The organism is Flavobacterium cyanobacteriorum (assembly GCF_002251835.1).
Classification (GTDB): domain Bacteria; phylum Bacteroidota; class Bacteroidia; order Flavobacteriales; family Flavobacteriaceae; genus Flavobacterium; species Flavobacterium cyanobacteriorum.
In genome coordinates this window covers 1-5,597 of sequence record NZ_NOXV01000142.1, presented here as the reverse complement: position 1 = coordinate 5,597, position 5,597 = coordinate 1, and the positions used below count along the sequence as shown (strand labels likewise).

The window sequence follows — 5,597 nt, the reverse complement described above, 5'->3', positions numbered from 1 at the left end:
ACTGTCATACGAAGCACTGCACCCGCCATTACGCCAAACCGCTGTTGTGCGTTCGGTGTTCTTCTTTCGTCCTGTTTGCCAGTCTGTTGCGGGTAGGAACAGACACACTCTTTGCCAAGTTTTGGTTTGTGGGTCGGTTGGTCCGACTTGGCAATGTGTGTGGCTGTTAGCGTGGGCTGTCATAGTCTATTTATTTCTATTTAATCTCCTTGCCGAAAGTTTCTTCCAAATACTATCCGCAAGTTTTACTTCTTTGTCTGTTAAGCCATATCCGTCTTTCAAGATTTGCTTGTTGGTGATTTTTAAAATTTCATCAATACTTTTTTTATCTCGCATCATTTTGTCAATGGTGGCAAGTAAATCTGCATTGTCGGTTTGGTAGGGGAGCAATATTTTTTCTGCTTCGCTTGGCATTAGTTCTAAAACGCCACCGCCATAACTACGACCAACAATTTCAGAGAAAGCCAAAGACAATGAATTGTAAAAACTGGCAATGAAAGCATTTTTGTCCGTGTCTTTTTTCATAAATACACGGTGCATTGTGTCAGTCGTATAGGCGTTTGCTTCGTTCAGAATTAAACGTGGATAGAGATTGTTTCTGCGGATAAATAATGCATCGGAAAGTTTGATAGAAGGAATTACAAACCAATCATCACGAATGCCTGTTTTATAGCCTTTGTTTACGCCCATTGATTCGCCTAAACGAATGTAGGCGTTTACTCCTTTGTGTCCGTTGATTTTTTCTTTTGCAGGGAACACCAATAAATGGGCTTTCGCTTTTGTTTGTCGGTTAAGTTTCCAATCCTTATCTGTGAAAATTACGCTATTGACCTGTACACTTCTGCCAACCATTGGTTTTGCGTATGCTTTCAGGTCGTAAGCTTCTACAACTGGCAAAGGAACGGTGAAGTAATCATTTGCCCCTGTGGTAATACCTACTTCTACACTAGCATAATTACTAATTGTCGGAACTTTTCGTTTGTTGGCAATCTGTTCTAAAAAATCAATTTCTTCTTGCTCCAAAAAGTAATAAGTCCATTTGTTTGATTTGAAATCAATTTTTTTTGATGGGCTTTTTAAGATATTTACATCCAATTTTTCAAGGTCAGAAGCATCTCTTAATTCAAGGTGTTCAATCAAATGTGAATCACTTCCATTCTTCTCACATAACAACAAAACAACTTCTTGTTGAATGTCGGGAAATACCAACTTTTCAAAAGAAATGATATTGATTTTGTTGTAGAAATGAGCCAAAAACTCACGGAGTTGTTGAGCATACGATACTTGCAACAATTCAGCAGGAATCACAAAACCTATTTTACCTTTTTCTTTGAGCAATAAGCTTGAACCAACCACAAAAGAAACCCAAGCATTGGTCAGTTTAGAATATTTTAGTTTAGCACGATTAAAAACTTTGATGGCTTCATTTTGCTGTTCTTCCTGAAAATATTGATAACGAATGTAAGGCGGATTGCCCACCACTAAATCAAACTTCTGTGTGGTTTCATTGCAATACAAATGAAAATCTGTATTGATTACATTCTTTTTGTTGAGTTTGATTTTATCAGCTTTTTCTGCTTCTACTTCGTCAAACTCAATAGCCGTTACCGATTTGAATTTATGATTGTTCTCTTTCAATTGTTCAAGGAAAACACCATCACCACAACTCGGCTCTAAAATTTCATAATCAGAACTTCCATTGATGCCCCATTTCAAAATGAATGCAGCAATTGGCTCATTGCGATATGATTTTCTTTCCTTAAGCATCAATATGAAAATCTGCCACTAAGCCATTTGGTAATTTTTCATCAAACCAATGCCAAATATCAAAACGGTAGGTTCCTTTTTCCCACCAATAAAATTCAACTTCGATTTCATCATCTGAATTGATTGGAATATCTCCAAATTCTTCCCACATTTTTTCAAGTTCAGTTATTTCCATTGTGAAAGTTATTTTCGATTATTAATAAAAACTTCATTAACTCTTCTTCTGTGGTTAGGAAGACTTCATATCTTTCTGAACCAATGCTACCTTTCTTTTTGCCATCTGGACGAACTCTATCATCAACGATTTCCCCCAAAGAAATAACTTCATCAAGGTTGGTATTGATTACCAAAAAACATTTTTTACCTGTTTTCCCTGCATATCCAATTACCGAGAATGTTTGGTTGCCAAAAACTACTTTGATTTTACTGGCTTGAGCTTCAACAGAAATTTCACCTAAGTTTTTTAAATGTTCATAAAAAATCTTGAACAGTCTTTTTGCTTCTTCTTTGCCATATAAAAAAGCTTCAACATCTGCTAATTCTGGTCGATTGTCAATAATATTCTTAATCTTTTGAAGTTTCACAGCGTTTTCTTTTTCAATCAAATCATCAGGGTCGTTATTCAGATAATCGATAAGTAAAAGTTGATTTTCAAACCATAAGTATTTGATGAGTGTAATTTCTCCTTTACTCTTTTTAGCCTTGTCAACATCAGTTGCAGAAAAAGATTTGGCTATTAGAATTAATTCAATGTCATCTTTTGAAATTTCATTAAATTTTGGCAAAACAACATCAAAAGTTTGTGTTGCAAGCAGATATATCTCAGCAAAATTATTCTCAATAAAATCTCTATAATCTGATGCTTGATGCCTTATGTTTTTATCAGCATCCTTTTTCAGTTCAAAGATCACAAACTTTTTACTTTTGGGGTTGTAAGCCAAAATGTCAATTCTACCTGAACCGCCTTTACTTCGAACATTTCCATCTAAGGAAAATTCATTTTTAATAAACGTGAAATGCGGAAAAAACTCTTTCCAATTTTCTGACAGAAATCTATTCAGCTCGGCTTCCGATTTGTTTACCTGCTTTAAAAACTTCTTATTATCTGTAGAATATAATTTTAACATATTTCTGATTCTTGTTAATGATTATGCTGCTTTTGCGTTAGGGATTGAAGCGGAAATCCTATTTGTCCCGAAGGGCAAATAGATTGTAGCGGAAAGCCCGACCCGCAGGGGAACGCCCAAAAAATATTTGTCAAATTGCTTGTAAGCAGAATCATAATTGGTTTTGTAAAGTGGTAATTCAAGCGGAGTAAAGTTTTTCATATCCTCCGACTTCATATAAGGTGGATTGCCTACTATGACATCAAAACGAAGTTTTGAAAAATCAAAAGGATTGATAATTACTTGGTCTTTCTTGTTCGTTACTTGCTTCGGATTCAATAAACTATTTCCGAAAAAGATGTTTTCAGAAAGGTCAGGTAATACTGGTTTTGTTTTGTTAGTTGAATTAGTGTCCTCGTCTTCTAATAATTTAAGAAGCAAACCAAATTTAGCTGCTTCAACTGCGTTGTAATCTTTATCAACACCGTAAATGCAATTCAATAAAAGTTGTCGTTTAATTTCAAACGGTAGTTTGTAGGTGTTAATGCTGGTTTGAGTGAGTTTTGTTTTATCGTTTTTCAAATAATAGTCAATCAAACTATCATTTAGCAACTGAAACAACTCTAATAAAAATGCACCTGAACCACAAGAAATATCAGCAAATTTCAATTTAAGAATTTCCTTGTCTGTTTTTCCTTCGCATTTTTTCAAGACGGTATTTCTTAAAATATCGCTTATGATAAATGTTGGTGTGGTGATAATATCACGGTCAACATTTTCAGGTTTTTTTACTAAAACAACAGCACCGCTTTGTACGGTCAATTTTTCTGAAAGGAAGATTTCATAAATGCTTCCTAGCACATCAGAAGAAAAAACACTGAATGAATAGGGGCTTTCAGGGTAATACAATTGCTTGATAATCGTCCAAAATACCGAACTGATATTTTCAACAATCTTATCTTTTAGAAGCTGGTCAAAAAGTCCTGAATTATAGCGTTTGTCTGCTTCTTCAAACTTCTTTATGAGTGCTTTGAAATCGTTTGTATTGGCAAACTTTAAAAGTGTTTGATAATCTTCTAAATTCCTGTCCTCACAAACACGCAGAAACAAAACCCTGTTCAAATAACTTTGAACAATATCATTCAGTTGTTGCTCGTCAATTTTCGGGTTGTGTTTGTAAATTTCAGAACCAAGAGCTTTTCTCCATTCATTAATTTGATTTAGAAATAAATTGTCAATCGAGTATTGATTGATTTTGCTTTCTATTTCTTTCCACTCCGTTTCAAATGCACCTGAATAAACAGATTCCTTTCCTAAAAGCTGTTTGATTTCTTCAAATTTACTTTCGTATTCGGAATAATGGTATTTTTTTACAAGTGCCTTTGTATGGTTATCGTCTTTCTCAACTTTTACAGAAGTGTCGTAAATGATTAAATATTCAAAGTTTGAAAGAACTGAAATTTTCAACTTCGCTGTAAATCCATATCGTCTTACTTGTTTTGCAGTGTCGTTGTTTGATTCAATAGAAACGCAAGGTTTTTTTGCTTCCAAAAAGAATTTTCTTTCAGAAAAAAGTCGGAAAGTGTAATCAGGTTTTTTGGAGTGTTCGGAAGCACTTGTTTTCAATGCTTCTTCTAAAATTACTTCTCGTTCGTTGGTTGGTTTACCTGCATTGTTTTTAATGTCCCAACTAAGCAACTCGAAAAACGGGTCTAAGAAATCACTGCGAAGCAGTGTTTCATTATACTTGCTTGTCAAGTAATAATCCCTGTTGGCTGTATATTTTTCTATGAGTTGCTTTATTGTCATTTCTTCCTATTCGCTTTTATATATTTAGCTCTTTCCTCTGCTACTTTCAGGGCTTCTATTCCTAAATCTTCGTCTTGAATTTCATATAAAATCTTGTCACTTAGGAACGAAACCAAAAGTTCGTCTGCGCTGTAATCGTATATGTCGGCAAGTTTCAGAACTACCTCTTTTGTAATTCTCCGTTCTCCACGTTCCATTTTGCTCAAAATCGCCACATCAATATCTAGCAAAGCAGCAACTTTCCGCAATGGAAGTTCCTTTTCTTCTCGAATGTGTCTTAGCTTTTCGCCTATTGTTTCTGTTGACATAACCTCTATTGACATAATGTGTCAAAATTAAAAAAGATTTTTGATTTGTCGTCACTTATTTCAAATTATTTTCAACATTCCTGTCGAGCGTTGGGAAATTGGCTCTTTTGCAAAACTTGGGTCGTGTGTCGGCTTGTGCGGTTTTGCAAATGTGCCAATGTGCGGCTGGCTAAAATTATTTTTTAAAATGTGAGGTGGGAAAAATTTTTAAAAACATTCGGGTCGGATTGTGTCTCGCCAAAGTCAGTCCGTAAGTTTTTGTCAAGATGTCAAAGTTCGATTTTCAGATGTCTGTTTTTTCGGAGTACGGTCGTTCTCTAGGCTTGCTTACAACGTTTTCGGGCTTTGCGAGGTTGCGGACTAAATTTGCCTTCACTTTCAGGTTGTTACTGAACTTCAAAGATAAACCAAAACTTTAAATCAAGCACTTACCCCGCAATCTTGCAAAACGCTTGTTGCAAGAAGCCTTTTATTATTCGGATTATCTTTTTTGTACATTTGTTTTTATATTTTTACCTTTCATTATTATATTTTGCAGGTACGTTATTAGAATTTTACTATTGCCATGTTCAAGTTATAAGTGCAACAGGCCAAGTAGATTTTAGTT

6 protein-coding genes are annotated in these 5,597 nt (G+C 34.8%); all 6 read right to left on the bottom strand.

Features of this window, described 5'->3' with window-relative positions; genetic code table 11:
* Positions 1-183 (bottom strand): hypothetical protein (locus CHU92_RS15970; protein WP_207759791.1); only part of this gene is annotated, 183 nt, incomplete at its 3' end.
* Positions 184-186: 3 nt separating this feature from the next.
* Entirely contained in the window at positions 187-1,767 is a 1,581-nt protein-coding gene (locus CHU92_RS02075; protein ID WP_094412110.1) for an Eco57I restriction-modification methylase domain-containing protein, read from the bottom strand.
* Entirely contained in the window at positions 1,760-1,942 is a 183-nt protein-coding gene (locus tag CHU92_RS02070) for a hypothetical protein (RefSeq protein WP_094412108.1), read from the bottom strand. The genes CHU92_RS02075 and CHU92_RS02070 overlap by 8 nt, the downstream gene beginning before the upstream one ends.
* Positions 1,929-2,894 carry a PDDEXK family nuclease gene (locus tag CHU92_RS02065; protein ID WP_094412106.1) on the bottom strand — a complete coding sequence of 322 codons (966 nt, stop codon included), beginning with the start codon at positions 2,892-2,894 and terminating at the stop codon, positions 1,929-1,931. The genes CHU92_RS02070 and CHU92_RS02065 overlap by 14 nt, the downstream gene beginning before the upstream one ends.
* Positions 2,895-2,915: 21 nt before the next feature.
* Entirely contained in the window at positions 2,916-4,682 is a 1,767-nt protein-coding gene (locus CHU92_RS02060; RefSeq protein ID WP_207759790.1) for an Eco57I restriction-modification methylase domain-containing protein, read from the bottom strand.
* Positions 4,679-5,005 carry a helix-turn-helix domain-containing protein gene (locus CHU92_RS02055; protein ID WP_207759789.1) on the bottom strand — a complete coding sequence of 109 codons (327 nt, stop codon included), beginning with the start codon at positions 5,003-5,005 and terminating at the stop codon, positions 4,679-4,681. Before CHU92_RS02055 ends, CHU92_RS02060 begins: the two co-directional genes overlap by 4 nt.
* Positions 5,006-5,597: the final 592 nt, after the last annotated feature.